At 68.6% G+C, this 24,104-nt stretch carries 19 protein-coding genes and 1 pseudogene; 10 read left to right on the top strand and 10 right to left on the bottom strand.

Annotated elements, in window-relative coordinates; all coding sequences use genetic code 11:
• Positions 1–41 precede the first annotated feature (41 nt).
• The 3 genes from PSR88_RS17725 to PSR88_RS17715 are packed head-to-tail and all read right to left on the bottom strand — an operon-like array spanning position 42 to position 2,883.
• Complete coding sequence (locus tag PSR88_RS17725) at positions 42–653, bottom strand: lactate utilization protein C (protein WP_011596106.1); 612 nt, start codon at positions 651–653, stop codon at positions 42–44.
• A complete protein-coding gene (locus tag PSR88_RS17720) occupies positions 650–2,131 on the bottom strand; it encodes a LutB/LldF family L-lactate oxidation iron-sulfur protein (RefSeq protein ID WP_016884832.1) in 1,482 nt (493 codons plus the stop codon). Before PSR88_RS17720 ends, PSR88_RS17725 begins: the two co-directional genes overlap by 4 nt.
• A complete protein-coding gene (locus PSR88_RS17715) occupies positions 2,128–2,883 on the bottom strand; it encodes a (Fe-S)-binding protein (RefSeq protein ID WP_029539765.1) in 756 nt (251 codons plus the stop codon). The genes PSR88_RS17720 and PSR88_RS17715 overlap by 4 nt, the downstream gene beginning before the upstream one ends.
• A 79-nt stretch (positions 2,884–2,962) precedes the next feature.
• On the opposite strand from PSR88_RS17715, the gene PSR88_RS17710 reads away from it, so the two are divergent.
• On the top strand, positions 2,963–3,739 hold the full coding sequence (locus PSR88_RS17710) for a FadR/GntR family transcriptional regulator (protein WP_037198062.1): 777 nt from the start codon (positions 2,963–2,965) through the stop codon (positions 3,737–3,739).
• Here the strand turns inward: PSR88_RS17710 and PSR88_RS17705 are convergent.
• Positions 3,675–4,388: a GntR family transcriptional regulator gene (locus PSR88_RS17705; RefSeq protein ID WP_016884833.1), complete on the bottom strand. Its 714-nt coding sequence runs from the start codon at positions 4,386–4,388 to the stop codon at positions 3,675–3,677. The genes PSR88_RS17710 and PSR88_RS17705 overlap by 65 nt on opposite strands.
• 169 nt (positions 4,389–4,557) lie before the next feature.
• Between PSR88_RS17705 and PSR88_RS17700 the strand changes: the two genes are divergently transcribed.
• Genes PSR88_RS17700 through PSR88_RS17675 form a run of 6 tightly spaced genes read left to right on the top strand, consistent with a single transcriptional unit; the run spans position 4,558 to position 12,295 of the window.
• Positions 4,558–5,826, top strand: a complete 1,269-nt coding sequence (locus PSR88_RS17700; protein WP_009476476.1) for an MFS transporter — start codon at positions 4,558–4,560, stop codon at positions 5,824–5,826.
• Positions 5,819–6,607 (top strand): putative hydro-lyase, encoded by a 789-nt coding sequence (locus tag PSR88_RS17695; RefSeq protein ID WP_016884835.1) that lies wholly within the window; start codon positions 5,819–5,821, stop codon positions 6,605–6,607. Before PSR88_RS17700 ends, PSR88_RS17695 begins: the two co-directional genes overlap by 8 nt.
• On the top strand, positions 6,597–7,352 hold the full coding sequence (locus PSR88_RS17690) for a LamB/YcsF family protein (RefSeq protein ID WP_016884836.1): 756 nt from the start codon (positions 6,597–6,599) through the stop codon (positions 7,350–7,352). The genes PSR88_RS17695 and PSR88_RS17690 overlap by 11 nt, the downstream gene beginning before the upstream one ends.
• Positions 7,349–7,999 (top strand): 5-oxoprolinase subunit B family protein, encoded by a 651-nt coding sequence (locus PSR88_RS17685; protein ID WP_009476473.1) that lies wholly within the window; start codon positions 7,349–7,351, stop codon positions 7,997–7,999. The genes PSR88_RS17690 and PSR88_RS17685 overlap by 4 nt, the downstream gene beginning before the upstream one ends.
• Entirely contained in the window at positions 7,996–8,859 is an 864-nt protein-coding gene (locus PSR88_RS17680; RefSeq protein WP_009476472.1) for a biotin-dependent carboxyltransferase family protein, read from the top strand. The genes PSR88_RS17685 and PSR88_RS17680 overlap by 4 nt, the downstream gene beginning before the upstream one ends.
• 43 nt (positions 8,860–8,902) lie before the next feature.
• Positions 8,903–12,295 (top strand): NAD-glutamate dehydrogenase domain-containing protein, encoded by a 3,393-nt coding sequence (locus PSR88_RS17675; RefSeq protein WP_016884837.1) that lies wholly within the window; start codon positions 8,903–8,905, stop codon positions 12,293–12,295.
• Positions 12,296–12,363: 68 nt separating this feature from the next.
• Here PSR88_RS17675 and PSR88_RS17670 read toward each other — a convergent pair whose 3' ends face one another.
• Positions 12,364–13,089, bottom strand: coding sequence for an amino acid ABC transporter ATP-binding protein (locus PSR88_RS17670; protein ID WP_011596098.1), 726 nt, complete (start codon positions 13,087–13,089; stop codon positions 12,364–12,366).
• A gap of 4 nt (positions 13,090–13,093) precedes the next feature.
• Positions 13,094–14,905: an ABC transporter substrate-binding protein/permease gene (locus tag PSR88_RS17665; RefSeq protein ID WP_011596097.1), complete on the bottom strand. Its 1,812-nt coding sequence runs from the start codon at positions 14,903–14,905 to the stop codon at positions 13,094–13,096.
• A 133-nt stretch (positions 14,906–15,038) separates the two neighbouring features.
• On the opposite strand from PSR88_RS17665, the gene PSR88_RS17660 reads away from it, so the two are divergent.
• From PSR88_RS17660 to PSR88_RS17650, 3 genes are read left to right on the top strand one after another with little or no spacing between them, the layout of a single operon-like run.
• The gene (locus PSR88_RS17660) at positions 15,039–15,674 is read left to right on the top strand and encodes a TetR/AcrR family transcriptional regulator C-terminal domain-containing protein (protein WP_011596096.1); all 636 of its coding nucleotides are present in this window, start codon (positions 15,039–15,041) and stop codon (positions 15,672–15,674) included.
• 23 nt (positions 15,675–15,697) lie between these two features.
• Positions 15,698–17,203: a class I adenylate-forming enzyme family protein gene (locus PSR88_RS17655; protein WP_016884838.1), complete on the top strand. Its 1,506-nt coding sequence runs from the start codon at positions 15,698–15,700 to the stop codon at positions 17,201–17,203.
• Positions 17,204–17,221: 18 nt separating this feature from the next.
• Entirely contained in the window at positions 17,222–18,913 is a 1,692-nt protein-coding gene (locus tag PSR88_RS17650; protein WP_020476874.1) for an acyl-CoA dehydrogenase family protein, read from the top strand.
• Positions 18,914–18,956: 43 nt separating this feature from the next.
• On the opposite strand, the pseudogene PSR88_RS17645 reads toward PSR88_RS17650, so the two are convergent.
• The 4 genes and pseudogenes from PSR88_RS17645 to PSR88_RS17630 all read right to left on the bottom strand — a co-directional run.
• Positions 18,957–19,491, bottom strand: a pseudogene (locus PSR88_RS17645) (DMT family transporter); the annotation flags it as partial.
• Between the two features lie 52 nt (positions 19,492–19,543).
• Complete coding sequence (locus PSR88_RS17640; RefSeq protein ID WP_016884841.1) at positions 19,544–20,857, bottom strand: PucR family transcriptional regulator; 1,314 nt, start codon at positions 20,855–20,857, stop codon at positions 19,544–19,546.
• The gene (locus PSR88_RS17635; protein ID WP_016884842.1) at positions 20,854–22,287 is read right to left on the bottom strand and encodes a phytoene desaturase family protein; all 1,434 of its coding nucleotides are present in this window, start codon (positions 22,285–22,287) and stop codon (positions 20,854–20,856) included. Before PSR88_RS17635 ends, PSR88_RS17640 begins: the two co-directional genes overlap by 4 nt.
• Positions 22,284–24,104: a DUF3556 domain-containing protein gene (locus PSR88_RS17630; RefSeq protein WP_016884843.1), complete on the bottom strand. Its 1,821-nt coding sequence runs from the start codon at positions 24,102–24,104 to the stop codon at positions 22,284–22,286. Before PSR88_RS17630 ends, PSR88_RS17635 begins: the two co-directional genes overlap by 4 nt.

Genomic DNA, 24,104 nt, shown 5'->3' with positions numbered 1-24,104 from the left:
GGTTGACGAGTCTCTGGACTCGTAAGCCACGCACAGGCGCGTCAGCGCACTATGACGACGTCCAGCGTCCGGGGACCGTGGACGCCCTCGACGCGGTTGAGTTCGATGTCGCTGGTGGCGCTGGGGCCGCTGATGAACGTCAGCGGCTTGGTCGCGTCGAGGGTCTGGAAGGCCTGCGGCACGGTGTCGACGATCTGATCGGTGCGCACGATGCAGATGTGGTGATCCGGGACCAGGGTCAGTGCCCGCCGCCCCTGCCCGGTGCCGCCGTCGAGCACGATCGTCCCGGTGGCGGCGATCCCGAGGGTGCAACCGGTGACGACCACGTCGAGCGCGTCGAGTTCGAGCGTCGACAGTTCGGCGGGTGCCCCGTCGACGACGACGTCACGTCGCGGCCGCCACGACAGCGGCAGGTCCGGCGGGACGACGGCGCGCGCGCCCTCCGCGATCAGCCCGGTGACGACCTCGGCGACCGTGCTCTCGTCGGCGCGATGGACCTGCGCGCGGTAGTCGTCGACGGTGTGGGCGAAGAACTCGACGTCCCCGGGGCCCGACGCAGGCAGGCGGTGGTAGTCGCGGGGAACGGGTTCGGGGGCGGGTGCGTCGGCGAGCGCCGACCGGATCCGGGACAGGATCTCTTCGCGTGCGGTCATCGTGTCGTGTCCTCGTGAGTGCGGGCCCACCATTGGCGGAAGGTTTCCTTCGGCGGGGAGGGGAGGTCGCGGCTCGCGGTCCACTTGGACCCCGGGTACGGCAGCGACGTGATGCGTCCCTTCTTGCCGCCCAGTACCCGGCCGACCTTGGACGCCGTCTCGGCGGCGGCGAAGCGCTTCTCCGACCCCATCACGAAGCCCGCGGCCTTCATCGCGAGGTCCTGGCCGCCGGGAAGCCCGTGCCGCTCGGAGTCGACCTGCTCCGCGCGCAGGTGCACGAGAATGCTGGGGATGTCGATGCGTACCGGGCAGGCGTCGAAGCAGGCGCCGCACAGCGTCGAGGCGAACGGCAGCGACGCGTTCGGGTCGTCGTGGCCGGTGGTCCCGGTGAGTTGCGGGCTGAGGATCGCGCCGATCGGGCCCGGATACACCGACCCGTACGCGTGTCCGCCTGCCCGCTCGTAGACGGGGCACACGTTCAGGCAGGCGCTGCAGCGGATGCAGTGGAGTGCCGACCGCCCGACCTCGTCGGCCAGCACGTTGGTGCGACCGTTGTCGAGGAGGACGACGTGGAAGTTCTGCGGGCCGTCGCCGGGATGCACCCCGGTCCACATGGAGGTGTACGGGTTCATCCGCTCGGCGGTGGACGACCGCGGCAGCAGTTGCATGAACACCTCGAGGTCGGTGAACGTCGGGACCAGTTTCTCGATGCCCATGAGGGTGATGAGGGTGTCGGGGAGGGTGAGGCACATCCGCCCGTTGCCCTCCGACTCCACCACCGCGAGGGTCCCGGTTTCCGCGACCCCGAAGTTCGCGCCGCTGACTGCCACCTTCGCGGAGAGGAACTTCCGCCGAAGGTGTGCCCGCGCGGCCATCGCCAGCGCCCGGGGGTCGTCGGTGATGTCCTTGTCGATGCCCGGCATCGATTTCAGGAAGATCTCACGGATCTCGGCGCGGTTGCGGTGGATGGCGGGAACGAGGATGTGGCTCGGCTTGTCTTCGCCGAGTTGGACGATGAGTTCGGCGAGGTCGGTTTCGATCGCCGCGATCCCGTTCGCCTCGAGGTGCTCGTTGAGGCCCGTCTCCTGGGTGGCCATCGACTTGACCTTCACGACCTCGTCGGAGCCGGTGGCCTGCACGAGGTCGGTGATGATCCGGTTCGCCTCCTCCGAGTCGCGTGCCCAGTGGACGGTGCCGCCGCGGGCGGTGACGTTCTCCTCGAACTGAACGAGCAATTCGGGGAGCCGCGCCATCACGTCCGCCTTGAGGGCGCTGCCCGCCTGCCGCAGTTCCTCCCAGTCCTCGACCTCGGCGACCGCGGCGATGCGCTTGTTGCGAATGGTGGTGGTGGCCGCGCCGAGATTGGCGCGCAGTTGGGTGTCGGCGAGTGATTTCCGCGCCGCGTCGGGGAAAGATTCTGTGCCCCGGATGTTTCCGGTGCCCGCATGGAAGGTGGGCGAGCCGAGGAACGTGGTCATGCGTTGCTCCCGATCTTCTCGGTGCTCGCCAGGATCTCGGCGAGGTGGACGGTGCGGACCCCGCTGCGCAGCCGGGACAGTCCGCCGCCGATGTGCATCAGGCAGGACGAGTCGCCGGCGCTGCACACCTCGGCGCCCGTGCTCAGGACGTTGCCCATCTTGTCGGCGAGCATCGCGGTCGACGTCTCGGAGTTCTTCAGCGCGAACGTTCCGCCGAAGCCGCAACAGGATTCGGCCGCGGGGAGTTCGATCAGCGTCATCCCCCGCACCGCGCGAAGCAGTTGCAGCGGTTTGTCGGCGACGCGCAGCATCCGCAGCGAGTGGCATGTCGGGTGGTACGTCACCCGGTGCGGGTAATAGGCGCCGACGTCGGTGACGCCGAGGACGTCGACGAGCAGTTCCGACAGTTCGTACGTCCGGGACGCGACCTCCTCGGCGCGCGTCGCGAGTGATTCGTCCCCGTACCGGCGGGCGACCATCGCGTGCTGGTGCCGGACGGATCCGACGCAGGAACCGGACGGCGCGACCGCGACGTCCCAGGACGGTCCCCTCTCGAACGCTTCCACGTGGTGACGGACGAGTGGGAGCGCTTCGGCCTGGTAGCCGGTGTTGACGTGCATCTGCCCGCAGCACGTCTGCTTCGGTGGGAACACGACCTCGTGGCCGAGCCGCTCGAGCAGGCGGACCGTCGAGGTGGCGGATTCGGGGAACAGGGCATCCGCCAGGCACGTGGCGAACAGGGCGATTCTCATCGGGTACTCCAACCGGGCTGGGCTGTGGTCTGACCACAGTAGCGCACTGTGGTCAGACCACACCAGGTAAACTTTCGTCGTGCGCACACACGAGGTCGTCCTGCACCGCATCGAGCAGGATCTGGCGGCAGGCAAACTCACCGTCGGCGGTCGTCTGCCCGCCGAACGCGCACTCGCCGAGGAACTGGGGGTCGGACGGTCGTCCGTCCGCGAGGCCATGCGCGTGCTCGAGGCCATGGGCATCGTCCGCACGGCCGTCGGGTCCGGACCGGACGCGGGCGCGATCGTGGCCGCCGACCCGGCCGCGTCCATCGGCGCAGCCATCCGACTGCACATGGCGACGCGCACGCTACCCATCCACGACGTCGTCCAGACACGCACACTGCTCGAGTCGTGGGCGGTGCAGGAAGCCGCCGGACAGGCCCCCGACCTCGACTTCTCGGCCATCGACACACTGCTCGACGCGATGGACGACGAGGACCTCTCACCCGAGGCGTTCCACCGGCTCGACGCCGACCTGCACGTCGCGATGGCCGGACTCGCGGGCAACGTCCTCGTCGAGGCGATGATGGTCTCGCTCCGCGACTCGATTCACGGCTACGTCATGCAGGCCGTTCCGCTCCTCGACGACTGGCCTGCCGTCGCGACCCACCTCCGCTGCGAGCACCGCGGCATCGTCGCCGCCCTCCGCGACGGGCACGGCGCCGAGGCCGCCGGCCTGGTGCGGGAGCACATCGAGGGCTTCTACGGGCGCTTCGCGCCCGTGCGTGGTCGAGGAGTCTCTGGACTCGTCAACCGCTCACGGGGCGGTACGCCCCCAGGATCTGCGCCTCGGCGTCTTCGAGGTAGGTCTTGAGTAGCTGACCTGCGGCTTCGGTGTTGCCGGCCGCCAGGGCGTCGTAGATCTCGTGATTGCGGGTGAGGTACGGGCCGTGGAATCGGTGGGCGTCGTCCATGACGTGGAAGACGAGTCGCGCCTCGTTCCACACGCTGCGCATCAGTTCGTCGATGCGATTGCTGTTGTTGAGGCTGGCGAGGGCGCTGTGGAAGTGGATGTCGGCGGTGCCGACTCCGGTCCAGTCTTCGACGGCGTACCGTTCGTCGGCCAGGTCGAGGGCCTCGGCGACGCGCGACAGGTCGCCGGTGGCGGGATCGAATCCGTTGACACCGGCGCATTCGACGACGCGCCGGCAGATGTACAGCTCGGTGATGTCCTCGGCGGTGGGCACGCGGACGAAGACGCCGCGGTTGAGTTCGTGCGCGACGAGCCGGTCTTCGATGAGGATCTGGAAGGCCTCGCGCACGGTGTTGCGGGAGACGTCGAGGGCGGCGCAGATGTCGGGTTCGGACAGTCGCGCGCCTGGTCGGAACGTTCCGTCGATGATCGCGTCCCGCAGAATGCCGGCGACCCGGGTGGTCCTGCTGGTGCGTTCGAGCAGGCCGCGGTGAGCGGCCAGGCGGGAATGCGCATCGCCGCGAAGGGCATTCGAGCTGGTCAAGTCCACTCCTCAGGTTTCGATCTCGACCGCAATCATAGTTGTGAGCTCGGTTCCGCGATGTCTTCCATGTTAAACGATCCTCTCAGGGTATTGCAGGATCGTTGAACGATTTGTACCGTGATGGGAGTTACACCGTTTCTTCCGGCAGTTACATCCCTTCTTCAGGCGAGGTGCCATGACCACAGATACACAGACCGAGGTCGCGCAGGCGCGCCCCTTCGACTGGTTCCGCACCCTCGGGCCGAAGGGAAAGAGAGCCTTCATCGGGGCGTTCGGCGGGTACGGACTGGATTCCTACGACTTCCAGGTCCTCCCGCTCGGCCTCGCGGCCATCGCCGCCTACTTCGGCCTCACCACCGGTCAGGCAGGCCTGCTGACGACGGTGACGCTGGTGGTGTCCGCGCTAGGCGGTGCCCTCGCCGGCATCCTCGTCGACAAGATCGGCCGGGTCCGCACCCTGCAGGTCACCGTCGCGACGTACACGATCTTCACGGTGCTGTGCGGCTTCGCGCAGAACTTCGAGACGCTGCTCGTCTTCCGCGCCTTCCAGGGCCTCGGCTTCGGCGGCGAGTGGGCGGCGGGTGCGATTCTCGTGGCCGAGTACGCCCGGGCCGAGTACCGGGGCCGGGCGGTCGCCTTCGTGCAGAGTGCGTGGGCAGTCGGCTGGGCGCTGGCGGTGATCGTCTACACCGTCGTCTTCCAGCTGTTCGACCCCGACGTCGCGTGGCGCGTGCTGTTCTTCACCGGTGTGCTGCCCGCCTTCCTCATCATCTGGGTTCGCCGGAATCTGAAGGACCCCGAGGTCGTCACGGAGCGCCGCGAGTCCGCGGGCAAGCAGACGGGCTCGTTCGCCGCCATCTTCCGCGGCGGACTGTTCCGCACTACCGTGCTCGCGTCGCTGCTCGCCACCGGTGTGCAGGGCGGCTACTACACGCTGGCGTCCTGGCTGCCCACATTCCTGAAGACCTCGCGCGGACTCGACGTCGTCGGCACCGGCGGGTACCTCGCCGTCCTGATCTCGGGTGCGTTCCTCGGTTACGTCAGCGGCGGCATCCTCACCGACAAGCTGGGCCGCAAGCGGACCATGCAGCTGTTCGCGTTCCTGTCGGCGATCTTCATGGTCGGCTACACCCAGGTGCCCGAGGGTGCGAACACGTTGATCCTGATCCTGGGCTTCCCCCTCGGCTTCTGCACGTCGGCGATCTTCAGCGGATTCGGATCGTTCCTGTCCGAGCTGTACCCGACGCAGTCCCGCGGCACGGGTCAGGGCTTCACCTACAACTTCGGCCGCGCGGTCGGTGCCGTGTTCCCCGCGGTCGTCGGTTTCCTGGCGGCCACCCAGCTGGGTATCGGCGGCGCAATGATCTTCGGTGCGCTCGGGTACGCCATCGCCGTCTTCGCCCTGTTCTTCCTCCCCGAGACCCGCGGGATCCAACTTGACTGACTCACCGGCCGACCTCCGCTCCGCGTTCCGTTCGGGACGTGTCACCCCGACCGCCGGTCTGGCGCCCGGATTCGCGCAGACGAACCTCATCGCCGTTCCGCAGGACTGGGCCTACGACGTTCTGCTGTTCACGCAGCGCAACCCCAAGCCGTGCCCTGTCCTCGACGTCGGCGACGTCGGCTCCCGCGAGACGGTGCTTGCCCCCGGCGCCGACATCACCACCGACCTGCCGCTGTACCGCGTGTGGAAGGACGGTGAACTGGCCGACGAGACCGCGGACGTGTCGGGGCTGTGGCGGGACGACCTCGTGGCGTTCCACATCGGATGCAGCTTCACGTTCGAGCACCCGGTGGCCGCCGCCGGGGTCCCGCTGCGGCACGTCGAGCAGGGCAGCAACGTCCCGATGTTCGTGACCAACCGTGAATGCAGGCCCGCGGGCCGGATGAGCGGACCGATGGTGGTGTCGATGCGGCCCGTTCCCGAACATCAGGTTTCGCTCGCGGCGGCGATCTCGGCGCGGATGCCCGCCGTCCACGGTGGACCCGTGCACATCGGCGATCCCGCGGAACTCGGCATCGCCGACGTCGCGGCCCCCGACTTCGGCGATCCGGTGAACTTCGAGCCCGGCGACGTGCCGGTGTTCTGGGCCTGCGGGGTCACCCCGCAGGCGGCGGTGATGGCGTCCCGGTTGCCGTTCGCGATCACCCATGCGCCCGGAAACATGCTGATCACCGACATCCCGGACAGCGAGTACGTGCTGGAGGTTCCCGATGCGCGTTGATCTGAACTGCGACCTCGGTGAGGGCTTCGGGCAGTGGACCCTGGCGGACGACGAGGCCCTCCTCGACATCGTCACCAGCGCGAACATCGCGTGCGGGTTTCACGCGGGGGATCCGATGATCATCCGCCGGGCCTGCGAGGGCGCGGCCGAGCGAAACGTCGCGATCGGTGCGCACGTGGGTTTCCGGGATCTGGCCGGATTCGGCCGCCGGGAACTCGCGGTGTCGCCGGCGGATCTGTGCGACGAGACGCTGTACCAGATCGGCGCGCTCGCCGTGTTCGCGCGTGCGGCCGGATCTCGCGTGTCGTACGTCAAACCGCATGGTGCGCTCTACAATTCCGCCGCACTCGACTACGAGCGGGCGGAGGCGATCGCGTCGGCCATCGGCCGGTTCGCCGAACCGCTCGCGCTGATGGGCCCACCCGGCTCGCAGTTGCAGCGTGCGGCGGAAACCCACGGCATCGAGTTCGTCGCCGAGGGTTTCGCCGACCGCCGCTACACCGCCGCGGGCACGTTGACCCCGCGCTCGGTGACCGGCGCCGTCATCGACGATCCCGACGTCGCCGCCGCCCAGGCCGTGCGCATGGTGTCGAGCGGAACGGTGGAGTCGATGGACGGCGACGACGTCGCGGTGCCGGTGCGCAGCCTCTGCGTCCACGGTGATTCGCCGGGGTCCGTGCGCACGGCCCGCCAGGTCCGGCGCGCCCTGGAGAGTGCCGACGTCACGCTCGGGTCCTTCGCATGACCACCCCGAGCGCCGGCACCCGGATCCTTCCGGCGGGCAACCGGGCCCTCCTCGTCGAACTGGAGTCGGAACCCTTCGTGGTGTCGCTGACCGAACGCCTCCGCCGCACCCCGGTTCCCGGTGTGGAGGACGTGCTCCCCGCGGCGCGGACGGTACTCGTGACCACGACTCCGCGCACCGACCTCGACGAGGTGCGCCGCGCGCTGCGGACGATGACCGTCGACCTCGAGGTGCACGAGGACAGCCGCGCAACCGATTCCGAGCCGGTCACCATCCCGGTCCGCTACGACGGCGCCGATCTCGCCGACGTCGCCGACCATCTGCGGTTGAGCCGCGAGGACGTGATCGCGGCGCACACCGCGGCCACCTGGCGCTGTGTCTTCATCGGATTCGCACCGGGTTTCGCCTACCTGAGTTGCGGCGACGACCGGCTCACCGTGCCACGGCGGGCGCAGTCCCGGACCGTGGTGCCCGCCGGGTCCGTGGCCCTCGCCGGTGGCTACGGCGCGGTGTATCCCCGGACCTCACCCGGCGGATGGCAGATCATCGGAACCACGGACTCTCCGATGTGGAACCTCGACGCGAACCCTCCGGCGCTGCTGCAGCCGGGGCAGCGCGTCCGATTCGTCGACGAGGAAACACTGTGAGTGAACTCGAAGTACTCGAAACGGGTCCGCTCAGCCTGATCCAGGACCTCGGCCGCCCCGGCTACCTGAGTTCGGGTGTGGGCGTGTCCGGCGCCGCCGACCGCGGATCCGCGAAGCTGGCCAATCGGCTGGTCGGGAACGACGAGAACAGCGCGTGCATCGAGGTGTTGATGGGCGGCCTCGCCCTCCGCACACGGGACGTGACCATCGTCGCCGTCACCGGTGCACCCGCGACGGCGCTGCTCGACGGAATCCCGATGGGCCACGCGAGCGTCGTCGTGATGCAACCGGGGCAGACGCTGCGCCTGCAGTACGCGCAGGTCGGCCTGCGCAGCTACGTCGGCATCCGAGGTGGCGTCGCGGTGCCGGACGTGCTCGGCTCCCGCAGCACCGACACCCTCTCCGGAATCGGCCCGGAAGCGTTGAAACCCAACGACGTTCTACTCGTCGGCACCGCGGCGACGAGCTTCCCGAACGTCGACGTCGCACCCGTCCCACCGATGGAGGCGGGAACGCTGTCGGTGCGGGTCGTCGGCGGCCCCCGCGACGACTGGTTCACCAACCCCGAAGCATTGACCACGGGGGTGTGGGCCGTCTCCCCGGACACCGACCGCATCGGGGCGCGCCTGAACCGGCACGGTGACGCGCCGGCACTGGTGCGGACGTCCGAGGCCGAACTCCCGACCGAAGGTGTCGCGCTCGGCTCCATCCAGGTTCCGCCGAGCGGGCAGCCCGTCGTCTTCCTCGCGGACCATCCCATCTCGGGCGGTTATCCCGTCATCGGCGTCGTCGCGGACGAGGACATCGACCGGATCGCCCAGGCTCGACCAGGTCAACTGATTCGCTTCACCACTGCGTGATCGGCTTCGCTCCGATCCCACTACAGGAGATCACCCCATCGTCATGAACAGCATCGGCACGGAACTCGACACACCCTGGTCCCACGAGTTGTGGCGTAGCACGCTGCTCACGGAGCCGCATCGCCTCGACACCGCGGTCGCGCGTCACTACGCGTCCGCGCTGCCGATCAGCTACGCCACCGAAACCGATCCAGCACAGGCGATCCGCGATGTCGCGGAGGTGGAGCGCCTCGGCGTCGACAGTGTGGCGCTGACGTTCACCACCGCCGAGGCGTCCGCACCGTACGAGAACCTCAAGATCTACGCGGTCGGGAAACCCGCACCGCTCAACGAGGTTCTGCCGATCCTGTCCAGCCTCGGCGTCAACGCGCTCGACGAACGTCCGGCCGCGCTGACCCGCCCGGACGGGCACCGTGCCTGGATCTACGACCTCACCGTCGATCTGGTCGCCGTGACGGACGGCCACGGAGTGACCCGGGACAGCCGGATCGCGGACGCGTTCCGGGCGGCGTGGACGGGTGAGACCGAGGTCGACGGGTTCAACGCGCTCGTCCTGCATGCCGGGCTGGGCTGGCGTCAGGTGACCGTCCTCCGCGCGTACTCCGCCTACCTGCGTCAGGCCGGGCTCCCGTACAGCCGCAGCAACGTCGAACGAGTCCTGCTGAGCAACAGTGCAATCACGCAACTTCTCGTCGAGTTCCACGCCCTTCGGCTCGACCCGGGTATCGAACGCGACGCCGCCGCGGAGGACGCGCTCGAGGGCCGCATCGTCGATGAGATCGACGCCGTCGCCGGGATCGACGCCGACCGGATCCTGCGGGCACTGCTGTCCCTGATCCGCGCGACCACCCGGACCACCTACTACGCCGATGACCGTCGGCCCGCGCGCGCTCTCGCGTTCAAGTTCGACTCTGCGGCGATCGACGAATTGCCGCTGCCCCGGCCGAAATACGAGGCCTACGTGTACTCGCCCCGGGTGGAGGGCGTGCACCTGCGATTCGACGACGTCGCCCGCGGCGGCATCCGGTGGTCGGATCGCCGCGACGACTTCCGCACCGAGATCCTCGGACTCGTCAAGGCGCAGGCGGTCAAGAACGCCGTCATCGTCCCCGCGGGAGCGAAGGGCGGCTTCGTCGTCAAGAACCCGCCCGCGCCGACCGGTGACGCCGCCGCCGACCGGGAGGCGACGGCGTCGGCGGGCATCTCCTGCTACCGCGAATTCATCTCGAGCCTCCTCGACATGACGGACAACCTCGACATCACGACCCGGCAGGTGATCGCGCCGGAGGGCATCGTCCGCCGCGACGGCGACGACACCTATCTCGTGGTCGCCGCGGACAAAGGGACAGCGGCGTTCTCGGACGTCGCCAACGCGATCGCGCTCGAGCGCGGATACTGGCTCGGCGACGGATTCGCGTCCGGCGGATCCGTCGGCTACGACCACAAGGCGATGGGCATCACCGCCCGCGGCGCGTGGGAAAGCGTCATGCAGCACTTTCGCGAGATGGGCGTCGACACCCGCACCGACGACTTCACCGTCGTCGGCATCGGCGACATGAGCGGCGACGTCTTCGGAAACGGGATGCTGCTCAGCCCGCACATCCGTCTGCTCGCCGCATTCGACCATCGGCACGTCTTCATCGACCCCGATCCCGACCCGCAGCGGTCGTGGGACGAGCGGGCACGCCTCTTCGCGCTCGGCAGGTCGAGCTGGAAGGACTACGACAAGGCGGTCCTCGGTGACGGCGCCATGATCGTCGACCGGTCCGCGAAGTCGGTTCGGCTGACACCGCAGGCCCGGCGCGTTCTCGGGATCGACGACGATCGGGTCCTCACCACCGTCGAACTCGTGCGGGCCGTCCTCGGTGCGCCCGCCGACCTGCTGTGGAACGGCGGGGTCGGCACCTACGTGAAGGCGACGACGGAGAGTCACGCGGACGTCGGCGACAAGTCGAACGACGCGGTCCGGCTCGACGCGCCCGAACTGCGGGTCCGGGTGGTCGGCGAAGGCGGCAACCTCGGGCTGACCCAGCTCGGGCGAATCGAGTACGCGCGCAACGGCGGTCGCGTCAACACCGACGCGCTCGACAACTCGGCCGGCGTCGACTGCTCGGACCACGAGGTCAACATCAAGATCGCCCTGGCGGGCGCGACCGCCGACAACACCCTCACCGCGCAGGACCGGCGAGAGTTGCTGTCCGACATGACCGACGACGTCAGCAGGCTCGTCCTCGCCGACAACCGCAGCCAGAACGAGATGATGAGCCTGAACCGGGCGCAGGCCGGCACCCTCGTCAGCTTCCACTCCCGCATGGTCGACGACCTGGAACGGCGCGGACACGTGGACCGCGCGATCGACGTGCTCCCGACGTCCGCGCAGTTCGGCGCGCTCGAACGTGAGCAAAAGGGGTTGACGAGCCCGGAGTTGGCGCAGCTCACCGCGCAGGTCAAGCGATTCATCAAGAGCGAGGTGTCGGGCACGACCCTCCCCGACAACGGGGTCTACGCCGGCCGGCTCCACAACTACTTCCCGCCGCGCCTCGGCCGCGAGTTCGCGCACACGGTCGCCGCGCATCCGCTGCGCCGGGAGATCGTCACGACGTCGGTCGTCAACGACATGGTCGACCGCGCGGGGATGACGTACGCCTTCCGCCTGCGCGAGGAGACGGGCGCCGACTCCGCGGAGGCGGTGAACGCCTTCACCGCGGTCGCCGAGATCTTCGACCTCGGAGAGACTTTCGAGCGGATCCGGGCGTCGGCCGACACCACACCGACGGTCGGCACGAACGCACTGACGGTGCAGACCCAGCGACTGATCGACCGCGCGTCGCGGTGGCTGACCACGCACCGGCCGCAACCGCTGCCGCTCGAGGCGACGATCGCCCGCTACCGTCCGGTCGTCCGCGACCTCGGGCCACGCGTGCGGGAATGGTTGCGGGGCGACGAGATCACCGCGGTGGGGCGGCGCACCGAGGCCCTCACATCGCGTGGGGCGGAGACCGGGCTGGCCGCGGACGTGGCGGACCTCCTGCACACGTACTGCCTCCTCGACATCGTGGACATCGCGGAGATCTCACAGCACAGTCCCGAGGACGTCGCCGAACTGTACTTCGCGCTGTCGGCGCACCTGCACATCAACACCGCGCTGACCGCCGTCACGGCGCTCCCCCGGCTGGACCGCTGGCACGCCCTCGCCCGCCTGGCCCTGCGCGACGACCTCTACAGCTCGCTGCGCGCCATCACCCTCGACGCGCTGTCCGTGAGCGAACCCGGCGAGGACGCGGCCGACAAGGTCGACCAGTGGGAACAGCACAACGCCGCCCGGCTCGCCCGCGCGCGGGCACTGCTGACGGAGATCGAGTCGGAGGTCGCCACCGAACCCACGCTGGCGCTGATCTCCGTCGCGGCCAGGCGGATCCGGGCGATGACGCGGTAGGCGCTTCGCGCCCGTGCGTGGTTAAGGAGTCTCAGGACTCGTCAACCACGCACAGGCCGCGGAGCGGCCTAGAGTACCTGGGACAGGAACTGCTGCAGCCGTTCGGTTTCGGGATTGTCGAACAGCTGGTCCGGCTTCCCGGTCTCGACGACGGCGCCGTGATCCATGAACAGCACCGTGTCGGAGACCTCGCGGGCGAACCCCATCTCGTGGGTGACGACGACCATCGTCATGCCGCCCTTGGCGAGGTCGGCCATCAGCGCGAGGACGCCCTTCACCAGCTCGGGGTCGAGCGCCGAGGTGGCCTCGTCGAAGAACATCACCTCGGGCTTCATCGCGAGGGCGCGGGCGATCGCGACGCGCTGCTGCTGCCCGCCCGACAGGTTGCCGGGCCGGGAGTCGGCCTTGTTGGCGAGCCCGACGAGTTCGAGCTGTTCGAGCGCCAGCGACCGTGCCTCGTCCTTGGACATCCCCTTGAGCTTGCGGGGGCCGAGGGCGATGTTGTCGACGACGGTCTTGTGCGGGAACAGGTTGAAGTGCTGGAACACCATGCCGATGCGCTGCCGCAGCTTGTCCGGGTTGTCCTTCAGCACCGACTTGCCGTCGAGGAGGACGTCGCCCTGATCGGGTTCGTGCAGCCGGTTGAGGACCCGCAGCAGGGTGGACTTTCCGGAGCCGGACGGTCCGATCACGGTGACGGTGTCGCCGGCGTCGACATGGAGGTCGACGCCGCGGAGCACCTTGTTGGTGCCGAATGCGAGATGCAGGTCGGTGCCAGTGAGAGAGACGGCCATCGCCTTATCCCCTTTCCACGACGATGGACTGTTCCACCGGGTCGAGCGTGCCGGACGTGTCGGCGCGGCCGGTGCGCAGACGGTTGTCGATGTAGTTGACGAGGTGGGTCAGCGGAATCGTCATCGCCAGGTAGAACAGGCCGGCGGCGACGAGCGGCGACAGGTTGCCGGTCTGGGCGTTGAGGTCGCGGCCGACGGCGAACAGTTCCCGCTGGCTGACGAGCAGGCCGAGGAAGTAGATCAGCGACGAGTCCTTGATGAGGGAGATGAACTGGTTCATCAGCGCGGGCAGCACCCGTCGCACACCCTGCGGGACGACGACGAGCGTCATCGACTTCCGGTAGCTGAACCCGAGCGCCCGGGACGCTTCGAGCTGTCCGGGTTCGACGCTCTGGATGCCGGACCGGAAGATCTCACCGATGTATGCGGACGCGAGCAGTGACAGCGCGGCGGCACCGAGCCAGTACGGGTTGTTGCCGGTGAGTCCCTTGACGATGGGTCCGGCGCCGAGGCCGACGATGAGGATGATGACGACGGCGGGCAGTCCGCGGAACACGTCCGTGTAGATGCGGGCGGGCCAGCGGAGCCAGCGGGTGCGGGAGATCCCTGCCATCGCGAGCAGCATGCCGAGGACGGTGCCGACGATGCCCGACGCCAGCGCGAGGATCAACGTGTTCGGCAGACCGGTCTTGAGCAGATCGGGGAACGCCCGGGTGTAGAGGTCCCAGTTGAAGAACGTGTCCTTCAGCTGCTGGAGTGTCGACTTGGGCTCCGCGACGGGGGTTTCGGTCGTGTTCTGTGCGTTCTGGGCGGCGAGCGCGGCGAAGTCGGGCAGGTCGGGCACCGGTGCCGACTTGCTGCCGGGCTTCCAGCCCTCGGGCAGTTCGCGGGGCACCCAGTCGGAGTACAGCTGCGCCCAGGTGCCGTCGGCGATGACGGCGTCGAGCCCGGAGTTGAGGGCGTCGATGAGCGGCTGGTTCTCCTTGTTGACGGCCCAGCCCACGAAGTTGTTGACGCTGAAGGTGTTCTCGACGATCGACGTGGGATCGCCCGGCGCGATGGCACCCTCGGCCTGCTGCGACGGCGCCACCCAGGCGTCGATCTGCCCGGACTTCAGGTTCGCGTAGGCGGTGGCGTAGTCGGGGAACTTCACCGGGTTCAGCTTCAGCGTGTTCACGACGTAGTCGTCCTGGACGGTGCCTTGGACGACGCCGATCCGAGTGGTCTCGGTCAGGTCGTCGAAGCCCTGGATCGGACCGCCGTTGGGAACGACGAGGGAGAAGTAGCCGAAGTCGTAGCCGTTGGTGAAGCCGACGGTGTTGCGGCGCTCGTCCGTCGTCGTGATGGAGGAGGATCCGACGTCGAAGCGGCGCCCGGCCACCTGGGCGAGCAGTCCGGCGAACTCGGTGCCGACGAAGTCGACGCGCAGGCCCAGCTTGTCGGCAACGGCCTTCAGCAGTTCGTTGTCGTAACCGGTGAACTGGTTCTCCGAGTTCACGCAGATGCTCGGCGGCGCGTCGGACAGCGTGCCGACGGTGAGCACGCCGGGGGTGATGAGGTTCAGCTTCGACGCGTCGATCTGGTCGACCGGGGTGGTCGACGGCGTCGTGTAGCGGTCCTCGGCCGCGGCGCCTGCGGCGGCGAGGTTGGTCGGGGCGGCGGTGGCCGCGCCCACGCCGGGTGGCGAACACAGATCCTGCGGTGCCGCCCCGGACGTTTCCCCGTCACTCGAACACGACGACAGGGTCAGCGCCAGCAGGGCGGTGAGCAGTAGCGCCACCACCACACGGATCTTCGCTCCGACGGAAGAAAACATGGTGAGCAGCGTAACCCTGGCAGTCGGTATTTCCGGGGTCGGAGGACGTCGGGGGCGACGCCCGTCACTCTCCTTGTTTGTCATACAAACAAAGTCGAGTTATTGTTTGTCATACAAACAAGTAGGAGCAGTCATGGTGCCGCAGACGGGCCGAGCAGCGCGAGCCACCCGGGAGTCCGGTCGTCAGACCCGCGACGCCCTGTTCACCGCCGCCACCGAACTGTTTCTCGAGCACGGCGAGGGCGTCCCGATCACGCAGATCTGCGCCGCCGCCGGGGCGCACCCCAACCAGGTCACCTATTACTACGGTTCCAAGGAACGACTCTTCGTCGAGGTCGCGTGTGCTGCCGTGCTGCGCGCCGGCAAGCGGGCCGAGGACGACGCGGCCACCGCGGAGACCGTCGGCGACTACACGGAGAAACTCGTCGGCTCCCTGCTCGGACCCGGCGCCCCCAGCGTCGAACTCTTCACGTCGGCGATGCTGATGACGGGACGTCGCAGCGAACTGCGCGATCTCATCACCGACACCCTCCGCACTCTGCACTCGTCGGGCGAGGTCGCGCTGATCCGCACCCTGATGCGAACCGGGTGGCAACTGCGCGCCGGCATCGACGTCGAATCGAAGGCGTTCTGGTCGGCGATCTTCGGACTGGTGATCCAGAAGACCGCCACCGGTGAGAGCTTCGGCTACTCGCTCGAGGAGGCCGTCGCCGTCATCTTCGCGAACCTGCAGATCCCCGAGACCGTCCGCAACACCTCCATCGACTGAACTTCTCTTCTCCAAGGAGCGCGATGAACATCGTTCGCGTATTCGACAGCAACGTCCGGAAGACGCCCGACAAGGCGTTTCTCCATTTCCAGGGCCGCGACCATACGTATGGTTCCGTGCAGGACGGTAGCCGCCGGGCCGCCGCCCTGCTGCGGACACTAGGGGTCGAGCACGGTGACCGCGTCGCTCTCATGTGCTTCAACACCCCCGGATTCGTCTACGCGATGCTCGGCGCCTGGCGCATCGGCGCGGTGGTGGTGCCGGTCAACCACAAGATGCAGGCACCCGAGGTCGACTACATCCTGCGGCACGCGCGGGTGAAGGTGTGCGTCTTCGACGGCGAACTCGCACCCGTGATCGAGCGGCTCGAGACGCCGGTGCAGCTGCTGTCCACCGACACCGCCGTGGCGGGCCACACCTTCTTCGACGACGCGATCGCGGACCTGGACGGCATCGACGGCATCGACCTCGACGAGAACGACCCCGCGGAAATCCTCTACACGTCCGGCACCACCGGCGCGCCCAAGGGCTGCGTGCACAGCCACCGCAACGTCGTGCTCGTGGCGACTACGGCGGCCCTCGGTCTGTCGATCACCCGCGAAGAGCGACTACTGATGGCCGTCCCGATCTGGCACGCGTCGCCGCTCAACAACTGGCTGATGGCGACGCTCTACATGGGCGGCACCGTCGTGCTCGTCCGCGAGTACCACCCCGTCCACTTCCTGGAAGCGGTACAGCAGCAACGCATCACGCTGTGCTTCGGTCCGCCGGTCATCTACACCACGGCACAGAATGCGGTGCCGGACTTCGCCGACCACGACCTGTCCAGCGTCCGGGCCTGGCTCTACGGCGGCGGCCCGATCGGCGCCGACGTGGCGCGCCGACTCGTCGAGTCGTACCGGACCACCCGCTTCTACCAGGTGTACGGGATGACGGAGACGGGTCCCGTCGGGGCCGTCCTCTACCCGGAGGAACAGCTCGCGAAGGCCGGTTCGATCGGCCGGGCGGCGCTCGCCGGCGTCGACATGCGCCTGGCCGGCCCCGACGGCGCCGACGTGCCCGCCGGGGAGATCGGCGAGATCTGGCTACGCACCGAGACCGTGATGCAGGGCTACCTCGACGATCCCGCCGCCACCGCAGCCGTGTTCGCCGACGGCGGCTGGTACCGCACAGGCGATCTCGCACGCAAGGACGACGACGGCTACCTCTTCATCGTCGACCGGGCGAAAGACATGATCATCACCGGCGGCGAGAACGTCTATTCCAAGGAAGTCGAGGACGCCATCTCCGGCCATCCCGACGTCGTGGACGTCGCGGTGGTGGGCCGGCCGCACCCCGAGTGGGGTGAGACCGTCGTCGCGCACGTCGTGTGGCGCGAACCGGACGTCGTGGGTGCCGACGACATCCGCGACTACCTGTCGGACAAGCTGGCGCGCTACAAGATTCCCCGCGACTACGTGTTCGCCACCGTGCTGCCCCGCACCCCCACCGGCAAGATCCAGAAGCACCTGATCCGCTCCGCGAGCTGACTCACGAAAGACACTGCCATGACTACTTTTTCCGAAACGAACGTCACCCATCCCGCACCCCACCGGACGCACACCGTGCTCAACCAGTCGGTGCCCCGCACCGACGTCAACGAGTTCACCCTCGACACGGTGCTGTCCGAGGGGGTTCGCCGCCACGACGCCGGCTGGGCCACCGGCGAACTCACCGGCATCGGCGCACTCGTCGGCAGTGCCACGTTCCAGCACGACGCCGAACTCGCCAACACGATCATCCCCGAACTGAAGACGTTCGACCGCTGGGGCAACCGGATCGACGAGGTCGAATACCACCCCGCGTATCACCGGATCATCTCCGCGGCCGTCGCGCACGGGGCGCACACGTCGGCCTGGGCCGACCCCAAGCCCGGCGCGAACGTCGCGCGCGCAGCGGCATTCATGATGTTCGCGCAGATCGAACCCGGACACTCCTGCCCGATCTCGATGACCAACGCCGCCATCCCCTCCCTCGACCTGCAACCCGACGTCGCCGCGATCTGGAAGCCGCGCGCACTGTCCCGCAGCTACACCCCCGAACTCGACGCACCCGGCAAGGCGTCCGCGATCTTCGGCATGTCCATGACGGAGAAGCAGGGCGGCTCCGACGTCCGGGCCAACACCACCGTCGCGAAACCCGCCGGACGCGGCGGCCCCGGCGCCGACTACCTGCTGACCGGGCACAAGTGGTTCTGCTCGGCCCCGATGTCCGACGCGTTCCTCGTCCTCGCGCAGGCGGAAGGTGCAGGTGGCGAGGGGCTCTCGTGCTTCCTGCTGCCCCGCATCCTCCCGGACGGCACCCGCAACGTCTTTCGCATCCAGCGGCTGAAGAACAAGCTGGGCAACAAGTCCAACGCGTCGTCCGAGATCGAACTCGACGGCACCGTCGGCGTCATGGTCGGCGAACCGGGGCGCGGCGTCCGCACCATCATCGAGATGGTCGCGCGCACCCGCCTCGACTGCGTGCTCGGCAGCACCGCGGGCATGCGGCAGTCCGTCGCGGAGGCGGTGTGGCACGCCCGGCACCGCTCGGCGTTCGGGAAGGTCCTGGCCGATCAGCCGGCGATGACGTCGGTGCTGGCCGACCTGGCGCTGGAGTCGGAGGCGGCCACCGTCACCGCGCTGCGCCTCGCCCGCGCCCACGACGAGGACGCGAGCGAGCAGGAACGCAGCTTCCGCCGGCTCGCGACCGCGGTCGCGAAGTACTGGATCTGCAAGCGCGGCCCGCACCACGCGTACGAGGCACTGGAATGCCTGGGCGGCAACGGGTACACCGAGGACTTCCCGCTCGCCCGCCGCTATCGGGAGCAGCCCGTCATGGCCGTGTGGGAGGGGTCGGGCAACGTCATCGCCCTCGACGTCCTGCGCGCGATGACCCGTGAACCCGACAGCGTCGCCGCATTCGATGCCGAGGTGAACCTGGCTCGCGGCAGCAACGCGGTGCTGGACGAGCACCTCGACCGGGTTCGTCGTCAGCTCGGCGAACTCGCCACCGAGGACCCGGCCCGCGCACAGTTGCGCGCCCGCACCGTCGTCGAATCGATGGCCCTCGCACTTCAGGCGTCGCTGCTGACCCGCTTCTCACCCGCCGCCGTCGCCGACACCTTCATCGATGCCCGCCTGGGCCCGGACCGTACCCACGAATACGGCACCCTCTCCACGTCCGCCGACCTCGGGTCCATCCTCGGTCGGGCATAGGCGGCTCCGCCGCCCGTGCGTGCTTGACGAGTCTCTGGACTCCTCAACCGCGCACGGGCGCGAAGCGCCCTCGAACTCGGACGGTGGCCCAGGTGAGTTGTTCACGCAGCAGCAGGGCCGCCCAGGAGATGGTCTGCACGGGTTGGACCAGTTGGACCTGGCTGACCTGTGCCATCGGCCCGATCGCGAGCCCGCGGTACCAGGCGAAGAATCCGAGGAACGTGCTCTCACCACGCCCAGGTAGGCGAACGCCGCCCACTCGATCGGTGACCCGGTTGGCGGCTGCCGGATCGCCGAAATGACTGTCAGGGCGATCATCAGCGGCGCGGCGACCATCAGAGCCCAGGACACCGTCTGCCATGCGCCGAGTTCGCGTATCCGACCTACCGCGGCGGACGCTCTTTGCCGCGGACAACAGCCGTGACCGCGGTCGCCGCCGGCAGCAGCGCGATGACGACAGCACCGTGACTGGCGGGCGCAGTCGTCAGGGCGAACGACGTGCGGAGCGGGAAGCCGACGACGATTCCACCCGCCACCACAGCGAGACGGATCCATTGCGCTCGCGGCTCCGCCGCCCGTGCGTGGTTAAGGAGTCCTGAGACTCGTCAACCACGCACAGGCGCGAAGCGCCTACTTCAGCACCGTCGGACCGAGGAATTCGCACACCTGCAGGGCGAGAGCGAGATCCAGCTTGCTGTGTGTGCCGGTGGCGGGGTCGCCGAGGGCTTTGGTGATGCGGTATTTGACGGTGTTGCGGTGGAGGTTCATCTGCTGGGCGGTGTGGAGGTGGCTTTCGCCGGTCGCGAAGTAGGTGCTGAGCGTGGTGCGCAGTGTCGCGGCCTGGTCGGTGTTCTCCGCGAGTGGGCCGAGGACCTCCCATACCCAGGCCCGGGTGGAGTCCAGGTTCTCGGCGAGGAGCGAGACGACGGCGACGCCGCGGTCGCCGAAGCCGACGATCGGCCGGGCCGGGGTGTGGGGCACGGTGGCGACGGAGTAGGCGGCGTGCGCTTGTTCGTGCGACCGCCGGAATCCCGCGATCCCGGACGCGGGCAGGCCGATCGCAGTCCGGATGCCCGGGTTCGCGGGCATGGCCGCGGCGAGTTCGGTGGTGTCGAGGATGGGCTTCCGGCGGCCGAAAGGCAGCCAGGCCCACAGTGTTCGGCGGTCGATGGCGGTGACGATGGGCGCGGAGTCGGTGGCGAGGTGGTGAGCGAGGTCCCGGACGTAGTGGTCGAGTGCGTTGAGGCTCGCCTCGGTGTCGGAACCGGTGGACCACAGGATCATCGCGACGTGCGTCTGCTCGAGCCGGTAGTGGGTCTCGGCCTCGAACGCGGAGCCGTCGTTGCCCGTTCCGGTGAGGAGGGTGTGGATGGTCGACGAGTGGACGTTGCCGCGGGCACCCAGCCACCGCCGGCGTTCCTGCTCGTAGGCGTCGAACACGTAGAGGGTGATCCAGTCGATGTAGCTGTACACGACCTCCGAAATATGTTTGAGCACAGCGAGGGTCAGCGGTCCGGACAGTTGGAGGGCGCTGACTTCGTCGTAGCAGATCTTGATGAGGTCGTCCTGGCCCATGTGATACGCGCGGACCAGCGAGTTCGACGACACGTCGCGTTGCGCCAGTCGCAGCGCATACTCCACGGCGGCGGTGGTGGGCTGCAAGTGGTCGACGGGAATGTCGTTGGCGAGGACGTGCACGATCGTCGAGACGTTGCCGTTCACGCTCGCCTCGAGCAGTTCGACGAGTTGCGGGTCTTCGTCGAGTTGGTCGATCTCGTGTGCGAGCAGCGCGCTCATCGTGCGGGTGATCTCCGCCTGCCGCGCATCGAGTTTCCGGGCGACGCCGGCGACGATGTCGAGGACCTCGGCCTCCGCCATCGCGGGCACCCGCGCCATGCGGCGCCTGGCGCCGGCGCCGCGGTCGCCGGGGGCGGGACTGCTCACAGCACGTCCCCTCCTCCCTTTCGCAGATAGCGCAGAGCCGATTGCGCCGCGTTGTACCCGCACATCCCGTGTGCCCCGGCGCCGGGCGGTGTGGAGGCCGAACACAGGTACGTGCCGGGGATCCCGGTGCTGTACGGGTCGAGGGCGATGCGCGGGCGCAGCACCACCTGCGTTTCGGTGTTGGCGCCGCCGATGATGTCGCCGCCGACGTAATTGGGATTCGACGCGGCCAGACGCGCCGGTCCGCTGCTGACCGTGGCGACGATGCGCTGCCGGAAGCCGGGCGCGAATCGCTCGATCTGTGCGGTGATCGCCTCCGTCGCGTCGCCCGTGTAGCCGTGTGGGACATGGGCGTACGCGTACAGCGGATGCAGATCGCCGTTCGACCGACCGGGATCGGCGAGGTACTGCTGACCGAGGAGCACGAACGGCCGCTCCGGCATCCGCCCCGCCGCGACGTCACGCTCAGCGGCCGCGATCTCGGCGAAACTGCCACCCAGGTGGACGGTTCCGGCGCGTCCGCATTCGGGATCGGCCCACGGCACCCCGCCCTGGATGGCGAAGTCGACCTTGAACGCGGCGGGCGCGTGCTTGAATCGCCGGTACGCACGGGCCACCCGGTCGGGCAGGCGGGCGCCCAGGATGCCGAGCGCGGCGGACGGCGCGACGTCCAGCAGGACGACGTCGGCGGGCGGGAGTTCGTTCCACTCGCGGACGTGGACACCGGTGGTGATCTTGCCGCCCCGGTCGGTCAGCAGGGCAGCGAGTGCACCGGTGATCGACTGCGATCCGCCCTCGGCGACCGGCCACCCGTAGCGGTGCCCGGCGGCGATGATCATCATCCCGACCGCGGACGTCGCGGGCCGGTCGAGGCGGTAGTAGGCGTGGGCGGCGGCGCCGCCGAACAGTGCTCGCGCCTTGTCGGTGCGCCACCAGCGGGCCGTCACCGCGGCCGGGAGCAGGGCCCGGGGCCCGAAGTTCGCGAGCCGCAGCGGGTGCCGGGGCACGTTCGCGATCGGACGCATGAGGTCGGCGGCGAGGTCGTCGAAGCCGTCGGCGAGTCCGCCGAACATGCGCTGCCAGCGCGCGCCGTCGTCGCCGAGTCCGGCGGCGGTGGCCGCGACCGACCGGTGCAGCAATCCCGCCTCACCGGAGTCGAGGGGGTGGGCGCAGTCGATCTCCGGCCACTTCCACGTCAAGCCGTACCGGCCGAGGTCGAGGGTCTGCAGATACGGCGACCCGGCGCCCATCGGGTGGAACGCGGAGCACTCGTCGTGCAGCAGTCCGGGGACGGTGAGTTCGCCGGAGCGGGTGCCGCCGCCGATGGTGGCGGCGGCCTCGAGGACCTGGACGTCGACGCCGTGCCGGGCGAGGTGGACCGCGGCAGCGAGCCCGTTGGGCCCGCTGCCGACCACGACTGCGGTGGTCACGGCCGCACCACCAGATCTGTCTTCTGCATCTTCGCCTCCCGCGTCCGCACGTTCGAGCCGTCTCCGTCCAGTGTCCACTGCACGTCGAACGGAATGGGACCGTTCGGCAGCCACGGCTGTTCGTTGATCGCGTCGGACACCTTGTACGTTCCCCGCTCGATGACACCGAGCGCGGCGTCGATCACCTTGTACTGCTGAGTGCCCTTGTGGATGGGCTGCGATTCGATCCAGGCGACGACGAACTCGCCGGGCGCGAAGTTGCAGCGCCGCTGGAGTGCGGCGATCAGGAACTCGTTGTGCAGGTGACCGTCACCGAAGTTGAACGCCACCAGCGAGTTGCAGCTGAACTCGGCCTCGCGCAGCGAGTAGGTGTCGATGTCGTCGCCGAGGTGGCGCATCATCAGCGAGAACAACGCTCGCCCCTGGCTGTGCATCGACCGCCAGCCGAGCAGCTGGTGCATCACGACGTCCGCGACCTCGGGCGGGTAGGTGGCCAGCAGCTGGGTGCGCGTGTTCTTGCTGGGACGGACGATGTGCTCGTCGAGCTTCTCCTCGGCGCCCGGCGCGAAGGCCCAGGTGGCGGACGCCCAGTTGCCTGCGTACTGACGCATCGACGGCAGGAACGAGACGAGGTCGGGGCGCAGGTTGCCGAGGATCGGGAAGAACACCAGGGCGGCTACGATCACCGCGGTCAGCCACACCGAGGACATGTCGGCGACGCCGTATCCGTCCCAGGCGGGGAATCCGAGGAACAGGAAAATCGACGCGTAGGCGAACAGCAGGTTCCACTCGAGCGGTACCGCCAGCGGGAACGTGGACAGGATGAACAGGTGGAACGCGACCATCAGCACGACCGCGAGCAGCGTCAGCGTGCGGTTGGTGGAGAACAGCAGCACCAGCGGGGTCACCACCTCCACGACCGTCCCGAGCACGTGGGCCACGCCACCGGCGACGATCGACGGCCGCAGGTCCTCGGGGAAGTTGCGGTAGTGGGCGCGCTTGATCTTCTTGAACGGCATCCACGGGGTGTTGCTCAGCATCGGCGGCACCACCATCGAGAAGTGGTGTCCGAGCTTGGAGACGCCCGCCCCGACCCACACCGAGACGATCAGCAGCTTCAGCGCGACGATCATGTCTACGAACGGAAGGACACCGAAGAACACGATCGCGGGCAGGTACTGCTCGCTGCGGGCCGCGATGAAGATGACCTTGTCGCGCAGACCGATCAGCACCAGCAGCGCGATCAGCGGAAACAGCACCGCGGGGCGGACGAGTCCGGAGTTGTCGGTGATGGCCGCGTCGATCGACGACGTATGTACCCCCGGAAGTATCAGCGCAACAACGATGTTGACCAGCACGGCCGCGTAGATCAGGACGTCGCCGACGGTGCGGGTGTCGCCCGACGTGAGCGGCACCTTCCCCGGCCACGGTGGGAGCCGGATGGTCCCGGGGCGCAACCAGTACAGTATGCCGCCGGTCATCGGCTTGAAGTGGCCGGCGAGCGGACCCCACGAACCGGCGAGACCCACCGCTTCGAGCAGCACCGTCCACAGGATCAGCTTCTGGTAGATGATCGGCTCGTTCCACCAGCCACCGACGTCGAGGACGTTCAGGCCGGACGTGAACGTCGCCAACGTCAAACCGACGCCGAGGTAGAGGACGAGCAGTTTCAGAATGTAGATGGTGTGCACCATCTTCGGGGTTCCGAAACCGTAGTCGACCCAATGGGTCGACATGGCGCGCAGGCGGTCGCGGAACGGGAGGTCGAGGAAGGTGGCGGGGTCGACTTCGGGGAAGTTCCCGGTCTTGAATCCCAT

This window comes from Rhodococcus sp. DK176, assembly GCF_038447315.2.
Lineage (GTDB): Bacteria > Actinomycetota > Actinomycetes > Mycobacteriales > Mycobacteriaceae > Rhodococcus_F > Rhodococcus_F jostii_A.
This window is presented reverse-complemented; position numbering and strand designations above follow the sequence as displayed.

What these genes read in the sequence shown, in the direction of transcription:
- PSR88_RS17725 (WP_011596106.1), bottom strand. Translation starts at nt 653, where the DNA reads ATGACCGCACGCGAAGAGATCCTGTCCCGGATCCGGTCGGCGCTCGCC.
- PSR88_RS17720 (WP_016884832.1), bottom strand. Translation starts at nt 2,131, where the DNA reads ATGACCACGTTCCTCGGCTCGCCCACCTTCCATGCGGGCACCGGAAAC.
- PSR88_RS17715 (WP_029539765.1), bottom strand. Translation starts at nt 2,883, where the DNA reads ATGAGAATCGCCCTGTTCGCCACGTGCCTGGCGGATGCCCTGTTCCCC.
- PSR88_RS17700 (WP_009476476.1), top strand. Translation starts at nt 4,558, where the DNA reads ATGACCACAGATACACAGACCGAGGTCGCGCAGGCGCGCCCCTTCGAC.
- PSR88_RS17690 (WP_016884836.1), top strand. Translation starts at nt 6,597, where the DNA reads ATGCGCGTTGATCTGAACTGCGACCTCGGTGAGGGCTTCGGGCAGTGG.
- PSR88_RS17685 (WP_009476473.1), top strand. Translation starts at nt 7,349, where the DNA reads ATGACCACCCCGAGCGCCGGCACCCGGATCCTTCCGGCGGGCAACCGG.
- PSR88_RS17675 (WP_016884837.1), top strand. Translation starts at nt 8,903, where the DNA reads ATGAACAGCATCGGCACGGAACTCGACACACCCTGGTCCCACGAGTTG.
- PSR88_RS17670 (WP_011596098.1), bottom strand. Translation starts at nt 13,089, where the DNA reads ATGGCCGTCTCTCTCACTGGCACCGACCTGCATCTCGCATTCGGCACC.
- PSR88_RS17665 (WP_011596097.1), bottom strand. Translation starts at nt 14,905, where the DNA reads ATGTTTTCTTCCGTCGGAGCGAAGATCCGTGTGGTGGTGGCGCTACTG.
- PSR88_RS17660 (WP_011596096.1), top strand. Translation starts at nt 15,039, where the DNA reads ATGGTGCCGCAGACGGGCCGAGCAGCGCGAGCCACCCGGGAGTCCGGT.
- PSR88_RS17655 (WP_016884838.1), top strand. Translation starts at nt 15,698, where the DNA reads ATGAACATCGTTCGCGTATTCGACAGCAACGTCCGGAAGACGCCCGAC.
- PSR88_RS17650 (WP_020476874.1), top strand. Translation starts at nt 17,222, where the DNA reads ATGACTACTTTTTCCGAAACGAACGTCACCCATCCCGCACCCCACCGG.
- PSR88_RS17630 (WP_016884843.1), bottom strand. Translation starts at nt 24,104, where the DNA reads ATGGGATTCAAGACCGGGAACTTCCCCGAAGTCGACCCCGCCACCTTC.